Origin of the sequence: Shewanella psychropiezotolerans (assembly GCF_007197555.1) — a bacterium.
Taxonomy (GTDB): Bacteria; Pseudomonadota; Gammaproteobacteria; order Enterobacterales; family Shewanellaceae; genus Shewanella; species Shewanella psychropiezotolerans.
In genome coordinates this window covers 561,330-577,244 of the sequence record NZ_CP041614.1, presented here as the reverse complement: position 1 = coordinate 577,244, position 15,915 = coordinate 561,330, and the positions used below count along the sequence as shown (strand labels likewise).

The 15,915-nt window shown below is 41.6% G+C and carries 17 protein-coding genes and 2 pseudogenes; 12 read left to right on the top strand and 7 right to left on the bottom strand.

The window, feature by feature from the left end; genetic code table 11:
- The first annotated feature begins 172 nt into the window (after window positions 1-172).
- From FM037_RS02500 to FM037_RS02470, 8 genes and pseudogenes are all read left to right on the top strand, one after another.
- Window positions 173-436 carry a hypothetical protein gene (locus FM037_RS02500; RefSeq protein WP_185976943.1) on the top strand — a complete coding sequence of 88 codons (264 nt, stop codon included), beginning with the start codon at window positions 173-175 and terminating at the stop codon, window positions 434-436.
- A 361-nt stretch (window positions 437-797) separates the two neighbouring features.
- Complete coding sequence (locus tag FM037_RS02495; RefSeq protein WP_144044705.1) at window positions 798-1,127, top strand: hypothetical protein; 330 nt, start codon at window positions 798-800, stop codon at window positions 1,125-1,127.
- 218 nt (window positions 1,128-1,345) lie between these two features.
- Entirely contained in the window at window positions 1,346-1,492 is a 147-nt protein-coding gene (locus FM037_RS28385; RefSeq protein WP_185976942.1) for a hypothetical protein, read from the top strand.
- A 103-nt stretch (window positions 1,493-1,595) separates the two neighbouring features.
- A complete protein-coding gene (locus FM037_RS02490) occupies window positions 1,596-1,793 on the top strand; it encodes a hypothetical protein (RefSeq protein ID WP_144044704.1) in 198 nt (65 codons plus the stop codon).
- Between the two features lie 342 nt (window positions 1,794-2,135).
- A pseudogene (locus FM037_RS02485) lies at window positions 2,136-2,981 on the top strand (AbiH family protein); the annotation flags it as partial.
- Window positions 2,982-3,502: 521 nt separating this feature from the next.
- Window positions 3,503-4,123, top strand: coding sequence for a hypothetical protein (locus FM037_RS02480; protein ID WP_144044703.1), 621 nt, complete (start codon window positions 3,503-3,505; stop codon window positions 4,121-4,123).
- 550 nt (window positions 4,124-4,673) lie between these two features.
- Window positions 4,674-5,222, top strand: a complete 549-nt coding sequence (locus tag FM037_RS02475) for a DUF1643 domain-containing protein (RefSeq protein WP_185976941.1) — start codon at window positions 4,674-4,676, stop codon at window positions 5,220-5,222.
- 453 nt (window positions 5,223-5,675) lie between these two features.
- Window positions 5,676-7,195, top strand: a pseudogene (locus FM037_RS02470) (ISNCY family transposase).
- 425 nt (window positions 7,196-7,620) lie between these two features.
- Here the strand turns inward: FM037_RS02470 and FM037_RS28995 are convergent.
- Both FM037_RS28995 and FM037_RS28990 read right to left on the bottom strand, forming a co-directional pair.
- Window positions 7,621-8,109 carry a hypothetical protein gene (locus tag FM037_RS28995; RefSeq protein WP_229381056.1) on the bottom strand — a complete coding sequence of 163 codons (489 nt, stop codon included), beginning with the start codon at window positions 8,107-8,109 and terminating at the stop codon, window positions 7,621-7,623.
- Entirely contained in the window at window positions 8,031-8,240 is a 210-nt protein-coding gene (locus FM037_RS28990) for a hypothetical protein (protein WP_229381055.1), read from the bottom strand. The genes FM037_RS28995 and FM037_RS28990 overlap by 79 nt, the downstream gene beginning before the upstream one ends.
- A 516-nt stretch (window positions 8,241-8,756) precedes the next feature.
- On the opposite strand from FM037_RS28990, the gene FM037_RS02460 reads away from it, so the two are divergent.
- The 3 genes from FM037_RS02460 to FM037_RS02450 all read left to right on the top strand — a co-directional run bounded on the left by FM037_RS02460 (window position 8,757) and on the right by FM037_RS02450 (window position 10,378).
- The gene (locus tag FM037_RS02460; RefSeq protein WP_144044701.1) at window positions 8,757-9,173 is read left to right on the top strand and encodes a hypothetical protein; all 417 of its coding nucleotides are present in this window, start codon (window positions 8,757-8,759) and stop codon (window positions 9,171-9,173) included.
- A 20-nt stretch (window positions 9,174-9,193) separates the two neighbouring features.
- Window positions 9,194-9,631, top strand: coding sequence for a hypothetical protein (locus FM037_RS02455; protein ID WP_144044700.1), 438 nt, complete (start codon window positions 9,194-9,196; stop codon window positions 9,629-9,631).
- Window positions 9,632-9,709: 78 nt separating this feature from the next.
- Complete coding sequence (locus FM037_RS02450) at window positions 9,710-10,378, top strand: NAD(P)H-binding protein (RefSeq protein WP_144044699.1); 669 nt, start codon at window positions 9,710-9,712, stop codon at window positions 10,376-10,378.
- A gap of 31 nt (window positions 10,379-10,409) precedes the next feature.
- Here the strand turns inward: FM037_RS02450 and FM037_RS02445 are convergent, their stop codons facing one another.
- The gene (locus FM037_RS02445; protein WP_229381206.1) at window positions 10,410-11,237 is read right to left on the bottom strand and encodes a rhodanese-like domain-containing protein; all 828 of its coding nucleotides are present in this window, start codon (window positions 11,235-11,237) and stop codon (window positions 10,410-10,412) included.
- 260 nt (window positions 11,238-11,497) lie between these two features.
- On the opposite strand from FM037_RS02445, the gene FM037_RS02440 reads away from it, so the two are divergent.
- Complete coding sequence (locus tag FM037_RS02440) at window positions 11,498-11,893, top strand: ribonucleotide reductase subunit alpha (RefSeq protein WP_144044697.1); 396 nt, start codon at window positions 11,498-11,500, stop codon at window positions 11,891-11,893.
- An 80-nt stretch (window positions 11,894-11,973) separates the two neighbouring features.
- Here FM037_RS02440 and FM037_RS02435 read toward each other — a convergent pair whose 3' ends face one another.
- From FM037_RS02435 to narH, 4 genes are all read right to left on the bottom strand, one after another.
- Window positions 11,974-12,810, bottom strand: coding sequence for a peptidylprolyl isomerase (locus FM037_RS02435; protein WP_229381054.1), 837 nt, complete (start codon window positions 12,808-12,810; stop codon window positions 11,974-11,976).
- A gap of 134 nt (window positions 12,811-12,944) precedes the next feature.
- Entirely contained in the window at window positions 12,945-13,622 is a 678-nt protein-coding gene (narI, locus tag FM037_RS02430) for a respiratory nitrate reductase subunit gamma (protein WP_144044696.1), read from the bottom strand.
- A gap of 9 nt (window positions 13,623-13,631) precedes the next feature.
- Window positions 13,632-14,366, bottom strand: coding sequence for a nitrate reductase molybdenum cofactor assembly chaperone (narJ, locus tag FM037_RS02425; RefSeq protein WP_144044695.1), 735 nt, complete (start codon window positions 14,364-14,366; stop codon window positions 13,632-13,634).
- A gap of 4 nt (window positions 14,367-14,370) precedes the next feature.
- Window positions 14,371-15,909: a nitrate reductase subunit beta gene (gene narH, locus FM037_RS02420; RefSeq protein ID WP_144044694.1), complete on the bottom strand. Its 1,539-nt coding sequence runs from the start codon at window positions 15,907-15,909 to the stop codon at window positions 14,371-14,373.
- Between the last annotated feature and the right edge of the window lie 6 nt (window positions 15,910-15,915).

Sequence of the window (15,915 nt, the reverse complement as noted above, 5' to 3'; positions counted from 1 at the left end):
AGCGGAAGTGGTTTATACGCTGTGGCCAAAATGGCAACGAGAGTAGGAAAGAGATTGGGCAATGCTCTTTCGTGGTTGTAAAGCTCTCCGCACTAGAGTGGGCATCTAACCTGACATTGCGCGACATACGGAACACGGTAAGCCTGTATCACTCCCATTGGGAAAGTTATCTGTGAAGATAGCCGATAGTGGTGCAGGTAAAGGAGGCTGGAGAAAGCCAAAGCTGCATTGTAATGATGCAGATACAGACCTTGTGTCTGGCACAAAAGTGAGCCCACTTCCAGCTGGTCTCCCGTTGCAAGAAAGTTTGAAGAACTTTGTTGATGGAGAAACGCAAATGATGACTTCAAATGAAGTTAGTGCCTCTCCTTGCTTGCTCAATGACAATCCTTCGATAGGAAAGTCACAGAGCAGAAAGTATCAAAGCTTCAAGTGAGTATTGCAAAGGTAACCCCTGTGGTTACCGGGTAACATAGTACGCCTTAGTGGAGGCTTGAGCCGTATGCAGTGAAAGTTGCACGTACGGTTCTTAGGAGAGCGGCACCTGGTAACAGGTGCCGCTTATCCGACCGATGCGAGTTAGTACCTGCAATTCGCCCAAAACAGCACTCAACTCTTTGCAATACTTTTTCTCATCAGTTAAAGAAGTAATTCTTTCTGTTTAGCGACAACTCTTTAGTTAACCTGTGCTTGTGTTTATATACAGTATTATTGGCTTTTTGCGGATATCTACCGATTTTTGCGTATTCAGTTCACGATTTACTATTGAGTGATAATAAAAAACAGAGTAGATTCAGGTGATTAAAAACGCACAAGGCGTGTATACAAAGTTAAATAGAGATGGATGTGACAATTTAAAAATGATATTTATTCTAAAAATATTAATTATATTCGGACTTGCAAAATTACTTGAACAGAATGAGAAACCCTTCCTTTATGCAGGTATTTACACATCAATATTCCTTGTTCTGTCTCTTCTTTTTGGTGCAGGATTTGTTGGTAGTCTTATTGGGGCTACTATCTCATTTGTTTTTGCGGCAATCTACTTTTGTCTTCTAGACAGATTTATGAACGATGTATGGTATTGGCCAATTTTTGCAATCGGGATTTTGGTTGGTTTCGTATAAATATATCAATTTGACCAGCAGCTAAATCCAGGTTCGCCAAGGATCTCATGCGATTTTCTAAGCACATGGCTCACGAGCCTGAGGAACTGTGTACATTCCTTATTGCTCTGTACACTATCACGACCGTGGGCACTTACGATGCTATGAAGAGCGCAATCGGTTGCAAAATACCGTATTCTAAAGGCTATAACCCCGAATTTATGTAGAGGATAATATCAATGGCTAAGCAAAATTACAGTTTAGAAAAGCGCCAGAAAGAAATAGCAAAAAAGAAAAAGAAGGAAGAGAAACGATTGAAAAAAGTAGGAGTAGATGGTAATCAGCCGCAGGACGATCAACCTATATTGGAAAACGACGATAAATAGGTGGTAATCGGCACATAACAAGCTAAGTATGACCAGTTGATCTAACCTTATTTTTTTGATTGAATATTCAACTTACACAATGACATGGCAAAGGAATAACAAATTGAATTCTCGCGATTTCACCACTAAAGAAGAGAATGGCCAAATAACAGCAGTGCAAAGTACAAGTTACTGGACTGTTGATAAGGGCGGGATGCTAATCACTGGTAATGTTGATGGGCAAAATATTTTAGAGTTTTCATCAAAACCAATTAAAAATAAATCTGCATTAGTTAAGTGGGCTCTGGAAGTATTCTATTAACAGTTAACTGTAATATAAAAACTCTACAGTAGCTAGTACACCAGTGGCCCAACTTAATCAGGGGCAATCGTTATTGTTCGGGTACGTCTTAGAGTGATAACCCAAGACGTTATTGCCCCGTTCCGAGTTAGCTACATGATTTTGGTTATTTCGAGCATAAGAACATTGACCAAATTTTCGTAATGCGACAAAGTAATTAGCGATCTATTTTCTAACCTATGGGCTACTTCCCTAAACTTCGCAAGGCAGGATGATACCAGCATGAGTACACTCTACGTCATTGGCAATGGATTTGATTTGCATCATGGCTTGTCCACATAATTAAAAGGTTTTCGTAACTATTCCAAATATAGTTCCTTTCATCGCTTATATGAAAATGGTGTTTTTATGATGTTAGCTGAACAGAATTTGTATGAACACTGGGAGCAGCTAGAGATAAATCTTGCTAATTTTGATGTCGATGAACTCATTGAACATGCTAGCGAATATTATGATGATGACCCTCATGAAAATCAATTTGTTTATGAGGTCGAAAATGCCATTGACGTGCTTACCAACGGACTTCGAGCTGATTTGAGCGGGTATTTATCATTGGCTGAAATTCAGGCTGTTGAGCAAAATAATATATTGAAGCTCGATACTAATGCTCGTTTTCTATGTTTCAACTACACCAACACCCTTGAGCGGATTTATAACATATCTCCAGACCATATTTGTTACATTCATGGCAAACTGAATAGCCAAGAAGCTCCAATTGTTATAGGGCATGGTATGGAGGATTCTGAATACAATCCCCAGCCCCAAATTGATATATCCATACTCTCTGAAGAAGCGAGGGAAGCACACTCTGATTCTTACTCACCTGATTACGAGTGTGCTGTTCGTGAAGCTCATGAATATTTTAAAAAGAGTTACAAGGACACAGCTGCTTGTATCAAAGCTTCTAGCGCGTTCCTACAGTCTTTATCAGATATTGATAGAGTGATAATCCTAGGTCATTCTTTAACTGAAATTGATCAAACTTACTTTGACTATGTAAACAAGATTGTCAGGCCAAATTGTCAATGGTGGGTCACCTATTATCCATGTAACCAGAGAAATGTAATATTCGAACGGATTGAGGGACTTGTGGATGATCACAACAGGATACATTTGTTCGAAATGTCCCAGCTGACAATGTGCCTTTGAAATACTTTGTAGCAGCCAAGTACAGTACAATTGGTCGTTAATTTAAAGTTGACTCATGTTGGTATAGAAAAAATTATCTAAAACTTCCCCATAATCAGTATTCCGTTCTCATGAATATCTACAGGCAAACTTAAGTATTCGAGTGGCACGTTTGTGCCCCATTATGTTTTAGCATCAACATTTAGTTACACATATATCCTACCCATTTCCCATATATTTTCTCATAGGTTACAACTCGATTATCAAGATGCTAAGTCATAGCAAATGAAAAGCACACCATCATTTACATGAGAGTAGTTAACTGTATAATTAGCCGCAGATAGGAAATGGTAATGACGCATTAGAGCTTAAGCAATAACGAATTTATGCCCTATACCTGCTCCACACCCCAAAGTCAGCATCAAAAAAGCAAACCAATTAACCTGGACTAGGCAGTGGCCAAGTCTAGCAAGCGATTTGTGCCTTGCAAGCAGTGCAACGCATAAATACTAAGACGTAAAGTCGAATGGGGAAAATTTAATATGGACGCAAATACTATAGCTTCTGTTTCTGAGGCCATGAAAAATGTTACCTATTTTTTCAGTAACATTATTTCTGGGTTTAACGATAAGCGTGGTGAGATTTTGGAAGAGCACATAGAGCCTCTTTATAATCAAATGACTCTAATCCATAAAGATTATATGGCAGGATTTTTAGCGGCTAAAAACTGTATTGAGAATGATGAAGATCCTAATAAAGAGTTATCTAAATTCTTAGAGGGACGTCGGTTGACAGCTTTGGCTGAGCGTGAAGCCTCTGATAGTTTTGCGAATAGTTTAAAAAGTCTTGATAAAGTCCTGCTTTTATCTAGAGAGAAAGAGTTAATTAAGGTGTTTGGGGATGCTTGTATTAATTATCTAAAACGAAGTTCTCGGGTCGGTAACATTTCATGGTATAGCGAAGTGATAAGAATCAACGCGACGTATATTGATATTCGAGATAACTGCTCCCTTCCCTATAAAGCTTGGGAACATCCTGAAAATGGTGACAATGTAAAAGCTCGTATTTTAGAACATATTCACTCTCTATTAAATGGTGAGTTGGGTATGGTATTTAAACCAGTAAATGATGCCTATTACAGTATTAGGCAAGAAATTAGGTAAACCCCCGATCAATTCGCAATGCGTTTAGTTCAGTGTTTAAGACGGTTTACAGCGGCTTTTGTATTGCGTGGCTCAGACTTTAACAGAGCGTTGGCTGATTTGCATATACATTAAGTTTTCCCTGTAATAAAAAATGAGGTAATAAAGTGGATGAATGTGAAAGCTGTAGTGGTAATGGTTGCAGTGCTTGTGATGAAAGTGGTTATAGTGATGAACCAGCTTGGTTCCAAGACTCTGATGATGAAGATTAATTAAAGTAAAAGGAAGTCAATAGTGAAAATATATACAATAGTTACTCCCCTTAAAGGTTGGGATGAGCATATGATCCGATGCTCTGGCTGTAACCAATATGACTGTGTGTGCGTTCATCTCGCAATTAAAATCAGCTAATAAATTGCTTAAACGGACAAAAACAGTTGATTTTGTTCGTGCCTCACAAATTATAACCAACTGTTTTAATCCACTTAGTGCGGTGTTAAGTGCTTACGTTAATAATTTGGAGTCATCATAAAATGACAAGTTATAAAGATATCGTGAAAAAGACGATATCGTGGTTGATGGCAATTCATCTGGAAATAATGATTTTCGGTATTCGATTAGAATTCCATATGTGAGAACGGGTACTCAAATTGCACTTGTAGTCATGATGAATCCAGCAACTGCAAATAATTTAGTATCAGATAGTACTATTAATAATGTACTGACCAGAATCTATAACGAGCGCCGGGAAGTCAAAGAAGTTATTATCGTAAACTTATATCCTCTTTATGAAACTTACTCATCTGAATTGGAGTTGCACCAACAACAAAGTGAATTGAATTTTGAGAGAATTTCTTTGTTATTAAATACTGTGGACTTTGCTGTCTTGGGGTGGGGGAAACCTAAAGGTGCATCAGCGAGAAAGCTGAATGAAATAAAATATCATAATCATGCATTAAAGGTTATTTCGATGCTTCAACAGGCAGATATTCCTGCCTTCAAAGTTGGAGAGTTACGCGAAGATTTGTACCCTAAACATTTGGGCAGAGCTCCTTTTGCAACATTGATATCAGAGATAAATCTTGATTATTTATCTAAAAAACTTCGTGGTATTCTTTAGATCGCACTTAATCGGGTAGCTGGAGGTCTCTAACCTCCAGCCCCCACACCACCCTGCATGCGGCTCCGCACACGACTGAATAGATTCAGGAGGTAGAGCAACGCAGGAGCATATTGCCGAGGGCGGTTCATCTAGAACGCCTAACCTAAACTTTTTTTCTGGTTGTAGATGAACTGCGATCCATCCATCCTTAGTGAGTACAATCCCGTTTCTTAAGATAGTCATTACTTATGATAATGTGAATCGTAAATTTTAGAGCTTAAGCACTAACTAACTTTTGTCCACAAACGAGTTAATGGCCAGTAAAAATTCAAATGTGATCACCAAGGGACTTTGTCGTACCTTAACTACCAAGCGACTTTGTCGTTTTTAATAATTACCAAGGGAAATTGACGGATCTAACTTTTAGTAGTTCTCTGATTGCCACTGTGAGCTTTTCAGAGGTTACTAAGGATGATCATTATGGATTCTCAATCCCAACTTACTGTTGATGTGATTGCTAAGGTTGCTCAAGGCAAAATCAGCATTCTTAACGCCTCAAAACTGCTCAATAAGTCCCGTCGAACCATTGAACGCTATCTCAGTCGATACAAAAAAGATGGCATTCGTTTTGTTGTCCATGGCAATACGGGGAGAGCCCCTGCCAACAAGATCCCTGGCACATTGAAAAGACAAGTTCAGTCACTCATTAAAGAAAAATACTACGACTTCAACCTACAGCATTTGGCTGACATGTTAGAGGTGGTGGAAAGTATTCAAGTTAAGCGTGAGACTCTTCGCTCTTGGGCTCATGATATTCACCATGTGAAACGAGCGAAGCATCGCCGTTCAAAAGTGAGAAGAAGGCGTGAGCGGATGGAGTCTGCGGGATTAATGCTGCAAATGGATGGCAGTCCACACCTGTGGTTCGGTGATAATAAGTCTTGCTTAATCACCATTATCGACGATGCGACCAGCGATATTCATGCCGAGTTCTTCCCGTCCGAGACCACCGTTGGTTGTATGAAGGTCATGAAAGCCTATATCAAGAAGCGAGGGCTGTTTAAGACGCTTTACGTCGATAGAGCGGGCATCTTTGGTGGACCGAAGCGTTGTAACTTCTCACAAATGCAAAGGGCCTGTAAGGAGCTTGGGATAGAGATTATTTTTGCTAACTCTCCTCAAGGTAAAGGGCGGGTTGAACGAGCGTTCGATACCTTCCAAGACCGCTTGGTTCCTGAGCTTCGTCTGGCAGAAATAGCGGATATGGACAGTGCCAATGATTACCTTCAAAACGTTTTCATTCCAGATTACTGGTTGCCGAAACTTACCGTCAACGCAAAGAATATCCGCTCAGAATTCAAACCCGTTCCTAAGTATATCGACCTTGATGCGATCTGCATCCAAAAGGAATATAGAAAAATCCGGCGCGATCATACCTTCAGTTTCAGCAACACCATGTACACGATAGACTCCCCTTAAGGCATTCAATCGTGAACCAGAAAGTTGAAATACGAAAGCAGTTAGATGGCGACTTCGCCGCTTATTTTGCCGATCGTAAGCTCGCCATCTCTGAAATCAAGGAGCCGAGCAAGCTCACGGAATATGGAGAGGAAGTGCAGAGAAAACTCGATGCCATCAAACTTGCAGAAGCGCTAGGTAACTTATCTGAAGCGGCTCGGATCAGTGGTTGCTCTAGGGAAAGTATCTACAATAATCGACGGCTGCTTGAAACTCAGGGACCTCTGGCGCTCAAAAGGATGTATGGCATCCCTCGTCATACCAATCGTATAGACCAAGATACTGAGGATAAAATCATCACCTTAACGTTAGAAAAACCCCACCTGACCCAAATCCATATCAGCGGTGAAATGATGAAAAGGTACAATATATCAATCAGTCACTCTACAATCAGAAACATCTGGGTAAGAGAAAAACTGAATACTAAGGTGTTACGGATCGAGCGTGCAGAGGCATTAGAAAAAACACCTTAGTGAAAGTGATATTAATGGACTAATATCGATAGTGTAAAACGACAAAGTCCCACGGTAATTAATCCGTCAGTCTCCCTCGGTAATCACAGGCCAGTAAAATTCAAATCGAAGAAGCAAACATTCAGGTGTAAACGCGGCTGTGACCGTCCGTGACAAGGATGTCACGGCCGAGGCTATAGGGATATATTTACGCCGTGTCACAGAAGTTTTTGCACTTAAGGTCGCTCTTAGGCATCCATGCCTTCACGACATTCGTATATCCATATACAGCACCCACGGCAGGTGATAGATAAAATTAAAGTTGCGATCTTCAATCAACTAGCCAAACATCAAAGTCGCCCAATGAACCGAACTCAACAGATATTTAAGCAACTTGTTATCCGACAATGTCCAAAGCCTGCGTCTAAATTATCACTGCGCTTTTTTCACGAATTTATAGATAAATCTGTCAGTCTTACCCGTGTCTCTTTCTCGAACACATTGATCGACTTATTGTCGTTAGGATTTCTTAAGTAAAAGGCCTCCTCGACCAGCTTAAAGCCAGCTTCGGCCATCTGATACCTGACGATATTCGAGTCAATCCTATGCACTGAATTTGGCGCATCATAGCCTGAACCTCTGATGGCTTCATGATCGATAATAATAAATACACCATCATCTTTCATCGATGCCTTTATCTTAGCCAGCGCAGCCTTATGATCGACTGCCTGCTCGCGAAACTCTGTTCTCTCACCCGTTTTCTCATCTATGTTATAGGTGAAGAAAAGGTCATGATAATTCAGTGCCGTAAAGGCGATATCTATGCTCTTTGCTGGAATGTCCATATCAGCAATATCTATCTTATCCAGACGAGTAACATTGGACAGACGGTTAGCCTTAGTCCGCTCGGTAATCCCTTCTCGGCGAAGCGCCAAATCACGCTATCATTTTGCGCGTATACCTTGCCTTTACTGCCTACGGCCATCGAAAATAACTCAGAGTACCAACCGCCACCGGCGAACAGATCCAGTACCTTATCTCCCTGTTCCACTCCAGAAAAATGCATCACCTCGGCAGGCTTACGTGCCTCATCGCGGGCCTTATCTTTAGCAGGGCGCCCTGCTCACCATCAGTTTATTGAGATCCAACATGGACAGTGGCGTGGCAAGCACAGACGTTGCGGTAAAGCTTGTTGCCAGCAAGAGAGCTAGAGCAGAGATTCTCATCATCATTCCTTTATATTCAGAGTAAGCAGATATTGGATTTAGCTATCATGATTAACGGGCATCAGGTTACTGATAATATCGATTGGTATTAGTACAGTAATGTCCAATTAATCTCGAGTGATACAGGTGAGCTAATTGTTACAGATTATTTTATGCCGACTGCCAACTACAACTCCTATTCCACAGAGCTGCCAGCCTTGAATTTCCTCTGTTTGATTCCAGCTGCCATCCCCACAGGACTGGCTCTGTTAGCTCAATAAAAGCTGACTATTCATCCTTTGTAACACTCAAACACCTGATAAAAGCGCTTAAATATCTTAAGTTAAGATTGACTCCATCATTCAGGAAACGTCCATATGAAGCCAACGGCACCACAGATCCCCTATCGGGTACTATTGCCTATCGCCGTCGGATTCATCTGCTTTGTTATTTCAGCTCTCGAGCTCAGCCATGCAACCCAGCTCGATATCAAGCATAGTGGATTATCGAAGCAGCAAGCCAAAACGGTAAACCTATGGATCACTCAAGGTATCGATGCGGTTGAACAGACGCTTTCACCTATCCCTATGGACTCGCTGACCATAGAGGTCGTAAGAAAGAGATATGCCCGAGAACCTGTACCTTTTGCGCAAGTGGATCGCGGCTCACCGACTAAAGTGAAGCTTCAGGTTGATGCCAATGCATCCTTGCAGGAATTTGTCGATGACTGGACCCTGTATCATGAGCTGTCCCACCTTTATCTGCCTTATCTTGACACCCCTCATTTTGGTTAAACGAAGGCTTTGCCACCTATATGCAATATCTGACCATGCTAGGCGCTAAAGTAATAGATCTAAGCCAATATGAAGCTCGCATGAAAGATGGCTTTGACCGGGGTAAAGCAAGAACCCGCTCACATCCAGGAAGGCTCAGTGATGTGTCTGATGATATGTGGAACAGAGGTGCCTTTACCCGAGTATATTGGTCGGGAGCCGCCTACTTTGCCGAAGTTGACAGGGCCTTAATCGCCCGAGGAACAGATCTCACCCATGTCATAGGGCAATATAGCCAGTGCTGTTTACGTCAAAATAGCTCTGGCTGGCAGCTCGTCACGCAACTGGACAAGGTAAGTCGTAGCAAGATATTTACCGATACTTACCTTGAGTATTATCAACGTCGGGATTTCCCCTCGATTTCTCCAGGAACACTCCAGAAAATTAGCCACCACTATCATTCAGAAACAGAAGCTTAGACCACTCCTCTCTCTATTCGCAGATCTTGAGAGTTAGCGTATGATAAATAAAGTTGAAGATAACAGGCTGAAATAATAATGGGACATACCGCACTAGTTATAGGCGCAACCGGAGTAGTAGGTCGTGAGCTTGTCGAGCTACTAAGCCAGTCAGCCGATATAGAAAAGGTGACTGCGGTAACTCGCCGCCCCATAGAATACAGTTCGGATAAAATCATTAATTGTGTGGTGGAATTCGACCGACTAGAGCAATATTCATCAGCCTTCAAAGCCGATATTATCTTCTCCTGTTTAGGCACCACATTAAAGCAGGCAGGTTCAATCGAACGACAAAGACAGGTCGATGTCGACTATCAACATCGAGCTGCCAAATTAGCTCGAACCAATGGGATAAAGCACTATCTATTAGTCTCATCCAGTGGGGCTAAGCCTAACAGTTCAAGTGCCTACCTAAGAATGAAAGGCGAATTAGAAGCTAAGGTGGCTGAACTAGGCTTTACGCGGATCAGCATTATTCAACCTTCCCTGCTGTTGGGCAATCGTCAAGATTTTAGATTTGGAGAGAAACTAGGCGCAAGCTTGCTTCCCTTAATATGCCGACTTCCGGTATTGAGTAAGTACCGTCCAATAACAGGTAAACAGGTCGCCGTTAAGATGTGCCAAATTGCACTTCAACAAGTAGCGAGTGTAGATAATAATGACGAGCCTAAGCTGCAATACTATCGACTCGATGAACTGTTTGATTAAGCTCACTTTGAAATTCAGCTCGGGGCTAGATTTAGTCATATTCTGAAGGGCCTAAGTTAGCCTCTAGGTAGCCCTTCAAACCTCCAGCCATAAAAAAGTAATTCTTCATCCCCTCCTTCTCAAGTAAATACTGTAACCAGCGGGTTTGCTTACCTACTGCGTCATAGATGAGTAAGGTTAACCCATCCTTTTTCGCTTTCTTAATTAAGCCTATAATTTTGTCAGATGAAGCGACGCGGGTGACTTTAGTCAATATGATCACATCCCGTTGAAAGTGTTCCCTGATATCTATCACCATGACCTTTTTGCCTATTGCTGCAACAAAATCAGCGGGCGGAAGCAGGTGAGCCTGACGCAAATCATCATCGATTAACTTATCCAAGGAAACCGGGCTCTCACCTAATAAGACTGCCGCATCCGGGTGTGCCTTAGTCCAACCAAAGATCCCTAAGTCAAACGTCGACACATCTTTGATGCCGAACTTAACTGCCTTATCACAGGCCTTATAGGATTTTGCGCAAGTGATGCCATTACAATAAAACACTATGGGTCTTGAGTCCCTTTCTCTAATCTTCATCAAGCGGGTAATAAAGCCTGCGTTGGATATTGAAATATTGACCGCATTCTTAATATGTAAGGTATCGAATTCATATTTTGATCTAACATCTACCAGCACAGTAGAGTCTAACAGCCGATACAAGTCTTGATGAGATATGGTGGGAATGTCACGATATTTTTCTCTGAGAGGAAATTGAGTCACATCGGCAGAAAACGCCATTTGAACGAAGAAAATAACAGACATAAAACTGATGCATAGAAATCTGATAAAACGAGAAGATATTTCCCCTTTCTTAATCATCACACTGTCCACCATTACTGAGAAAACATCACCAAAATTGACTTTCAATAAAGTTTAGTCAGCCCAAGCATGACCCGCAAGCCATTACATTTAAATCAACGACTTGGTAACCCCCTACAACAGTAGGCACCCTATAGAGTTGGCTTAGCCGATTAACCACAAGACAGAGGCTTAAAGATAACGACTTATTAGTTACCCTCATAGTCGAATGGTATATAATAACCACACTTTTTTTATGGTTAAATTAAGGCTTAAGCAAGATGATAAAAATGTTTAAAGAGCTATTAACAATGACACAAGAACAATCAAATCCACAACGTCTTTTACTGCTCTTCGCCAAGGCTGAAGCAAGCAATACTAAAAAGAGCAAGAAACATCAGCGTGGAACTATTTCACCTGTTATGTGTGTTGACAAGTTACCAGAAGAGATCAGCACTTTCGCTACATTAGTTAAAGAGGCCGACGCGATCAATAAAGACTGGGATTTCATTTTTATTGCAAGCTTAAGTGGGGAAGAGGGGCAAGCGCCAAGTACTGAAGATGCAGAGCCGTTTTTAAATAAAATGGTAAATGATATTGAAACAGGCAATGGAATGGGTCGCTATGTCATCTTTGACAAAGATGAAAACCCCATCGAATTAGCCATAAACGATTAATCTTACCTCAGTAGTGACTAGCAGAACTAGTCACCACTTATCAAATAGTAAAAGCATGAACCTGTCATATTTACACGTGATTAAACATGGATATTCTCATCTAGAAATCTCACTTGGATACCAGAAATATCAGCCTTCTCAACTAAACGGTGTATATAGGCTTGAATCGCAAGATGTGATGAACGATGAACCAGATAGCCACGGATCTTATCTGCAACCATGACATAATCAAGTGACTCCCCTTTAATTTTACGTGCTATATTAACAACATGAAGTCCATAACGAGATTCGATTGCCTTTGTCGCTAATCCTTCAGGCAGTAACATCAACTGACGCTCAAACTCAGGCACTGTTTGACCAGCACTGATCTGGCCTAACGCTCCCCCGGTCTCTTTAGAGGGACAAGCTGAATGATGCTTAGCAAGTGATGCAAATAATGTAGGATCTTTTTGCAGTTGTGCAATGATATCTTCTGAATCTGTTTTAGCATCATCACGTCCTTCAAAATCGTCTTTTGCGGCTGCTAATAAAATATGATCAACTTCCATTAATGGTCTGGTAGCAAATTTCTGGCGATTGTTCTCGAAGTAACGAAGGCAATCATCTTCGCTAGGATCATCATAACTGACCATCTGCTCAAGTAGCCGCTGAACGTTTGATTCTTCATTGCTTTCAGAGATATCAAAACCTTTAATTTTTGCTTGTTCAATAAGGAGTTGACGAATAACGAGTGTTTGTCCAGCCTGCTGAACAACCACATCAAAATAACTATTGGCATGATATTGCAACTCATTAGCAAGAGCTATCTCTTCGATGGTGACCCCGTTAACTGTAATAACAGGCAGTGATTCTTTAGAGGGATTATAGGGGTACTTGCGCCACATGAACTCATAATTACGACTCTTTTCATTAGACATGTTTAAAAAATTGGTCTATCTCTATTGGATTGTTCAGCTAATTAAAACGCTTTTTTTCGCCAAAATTATTGATTAGCTAACCTTAATCATTAGGGCTCACTATATAAGTAAAGTAAGCCCTAGAAGTTACCGAATTAGCGCTGACGTACAATCTGGTAGTTACGTGCAAAGTACTTCACTGGCACACTGATTACATGGACTAGACGTGTGAATGGGAAGATCATGATTAACGTAAGGCCGACTAAGATATGAACTTTATAGACAATATTGACCGAATTAATCGCTTCTGCCGCTTGCACACCTTGTAGTGTGACGAGACTCTGTGCCCAATCAGCCAGTAATGCCATTACAGAACCATCTAAGTGGTCCATAGACACAACAATAGTCATCAATCCCAGTAGCACCTGTATCAGCAACAGGCACAATACCAAGATATCTGAACGCTTGGAGTTGGCTCTTACACGTGCGTTAGTTAAACGACGTTTAATCAACATGACCAGACCAATAAGACAGAAAACACCAAATGTGCCACCACTGACCATTGCCAATAACTGTTTATTTGGCGTAGAGATCACATGATGATAGACAGACTCAGGTGTTAATAGACCCACAAAGTGACCCGCTAAAACAAAAATGACACCAATATGGAACAGGTTACTCGCTACGCGGAACCCTTTTTGGTCTAAAAGCTGACTTGAGTCCGCTTTCCATGAATATGGTTCACGATCATATCGAATCCAGCAACCAACAACCAACACAGTTAAAGCAATAAAGGGATATATCCCAAAAAGTAAAAAATTTAAATTTGACATTATTTCTCCTTACAATCCTGCAACTTGCGCAGCATCGGCATCATGCCACCTAATAGGCACTTGATTTACAGTATTAGGATCAAGTGATTTCTGCGAATGGTGAATACCTGATTTCGGGCAGTCCCCAACCATAGGATCATCAAAGCGAATCTCTTTATCTTCCCACTCTTTATCAATTGCCTCGACAGTATCATCTCGTACCTCTTTGCTGACTGTATCAACAATTTCTGCGCGGTCGACTTCGACTCCGGACACTTCGATAAGTAAATCTAGAAGCACATTATAATGGCACTTGCGCTCAATCAATCGCTCTGACAACATTGTTAAAATGTGACAAATATCCCCTAACCACTCTTGGATATACACTGGCAATTTCTCACTCAAATACTCAAGATACAGAGGGATATAATCTGGCAGCTGAGATGAATCAACTTCAAAACCATTAGACTTATAGACATTCATCAGATCTACCATCGCCTGCCCACGGTCACGGGATTCACCGTGAACGTGTTCAAACAAAAGTAGAGAAAGTGCACGACCACGATCAAACAGTAAGTCATAACTTTCCTGAGCGTCATATAACTCCCTTGCAGTCAGTTGGCGGATAAACTCCACCAAGGCCGCACGGCTTTGAGCACTGAGTTCATCCGACTGCTCCACTACACTTATCATTTCATCGGCAGCGCCAAACAGCGCTTCAGTTGGATAATCTAATAGACGTGAAACAACTTTAAGGATCAGCACAGTATTACTCCTCCACACTCACAGTTTTAATAATATGACGGCGAGCGACCTTCTTACCGCCGAACATATTCACGCCATTACTACCATCGCTACAACCATTACCGAACGTGAAACCACAGCCGCTCTTCTCACCGTAAGCCTCTGGTACATTCATCTCACGATGTCCGCTTGGAATAACGTAACGATCTTCATAGTTTGCGATTGCAAGGTAGCGATACATCTCATCAGCTTGCTTCTTAGTAAGACCTGCTTGCTGCAGAACTTCTAGATCTTCAATACCCTCAACGTTTTCAGCACGCTTATAAGCACGCATTGCAAGCAGACGCTCAAGCGCTCTGACAACAGGCTTTTCATCGCCCGCAGTTAGAAGGTTAGCAAGGTATTTAACCGGAATACGTAGGGCCCGCACATCGGGGATAACGCCAGCTTTGCCAAGGGTACCTGATTCAACAGCATTCTGAATTGGGCTTAATGCTGGAATGTACCAAACCATAGGCAAAGTACGGTATTCAGGATGTAAAGGAAGCGCTAACTTCCAATCCATCGCCATCTTGTATACCGGTGACTTCTGTGCAGCTTCGATTACAGAGTCTGCCACACCATCTTTACGCGCCTGAGAAATTACAACTGGGTCAAATGGGTCAAGGAATACTTCGAGTTGTTTCTCATACAGATCTTTTTCAGATGGAGTAGATGCCACCTCTTTGATCTTGTCAGCATCATAAAGCAGCACACCTAAGTAACGAATACGGCCAACACAAGTCTCAGCACAAACTGTCGGCATACCAGCTTCGATACGTGGGTAGCAGAAGATACACTTCTCTGACTTACCTGACTTCCAGTTATAGTAGATCTTCTTGTATGGGCATCCAGAGATACACATTCTCCAACCACGACACTTCTCTTGGTCAATAAGAACGATACCGTCCTCTTCACGCTTATAGATGGCACCTGATGGACAAGATGCAACACAAGCTGGGTTGAGGCAGTGCTCACAAAGACGTGGAAGATACATCATGAATGTATTTTCAAACTCGCCATACATCTGTTTCTGCATGTTGTCGAAGTTTTTATCTTTACTACGCTTTTCGAACTCAGTACCTAAGATCTCTTCCCAGTTCGGCCCCCACTCAATCTTCTCCATACGCTTTCCTGTGATGACAGAGCGCGGACGAGCTGTTGGCTGGTGTTCTACAATCGGGGCAGTGTGCAGATGCTGGTAGTCATAATCGAATGGCTCATAATAATCATCGATCTCTGGCATATTCGGGTTGGCAAAGATACTCGCTAATACACGAAACTTTCCACCTATACGAGGTTGAATATCGCCATTAGACTTTCTTTCCCAGCCTCCATTCCATTTATCCTGATTTTCCCACTCTTTTGGATAACCAATACCAGGCTTAGTTTCAACGTTATTGAACCAAGCGTATTCAACGCCTTCACGCGACGTCCATATATTTTTACATGTAATAGAACAAGTATGGCAACCAATACACTTATCAAGGTTTAGCACCATACCTATTTGAGAACGTATTTTCATGGTTCT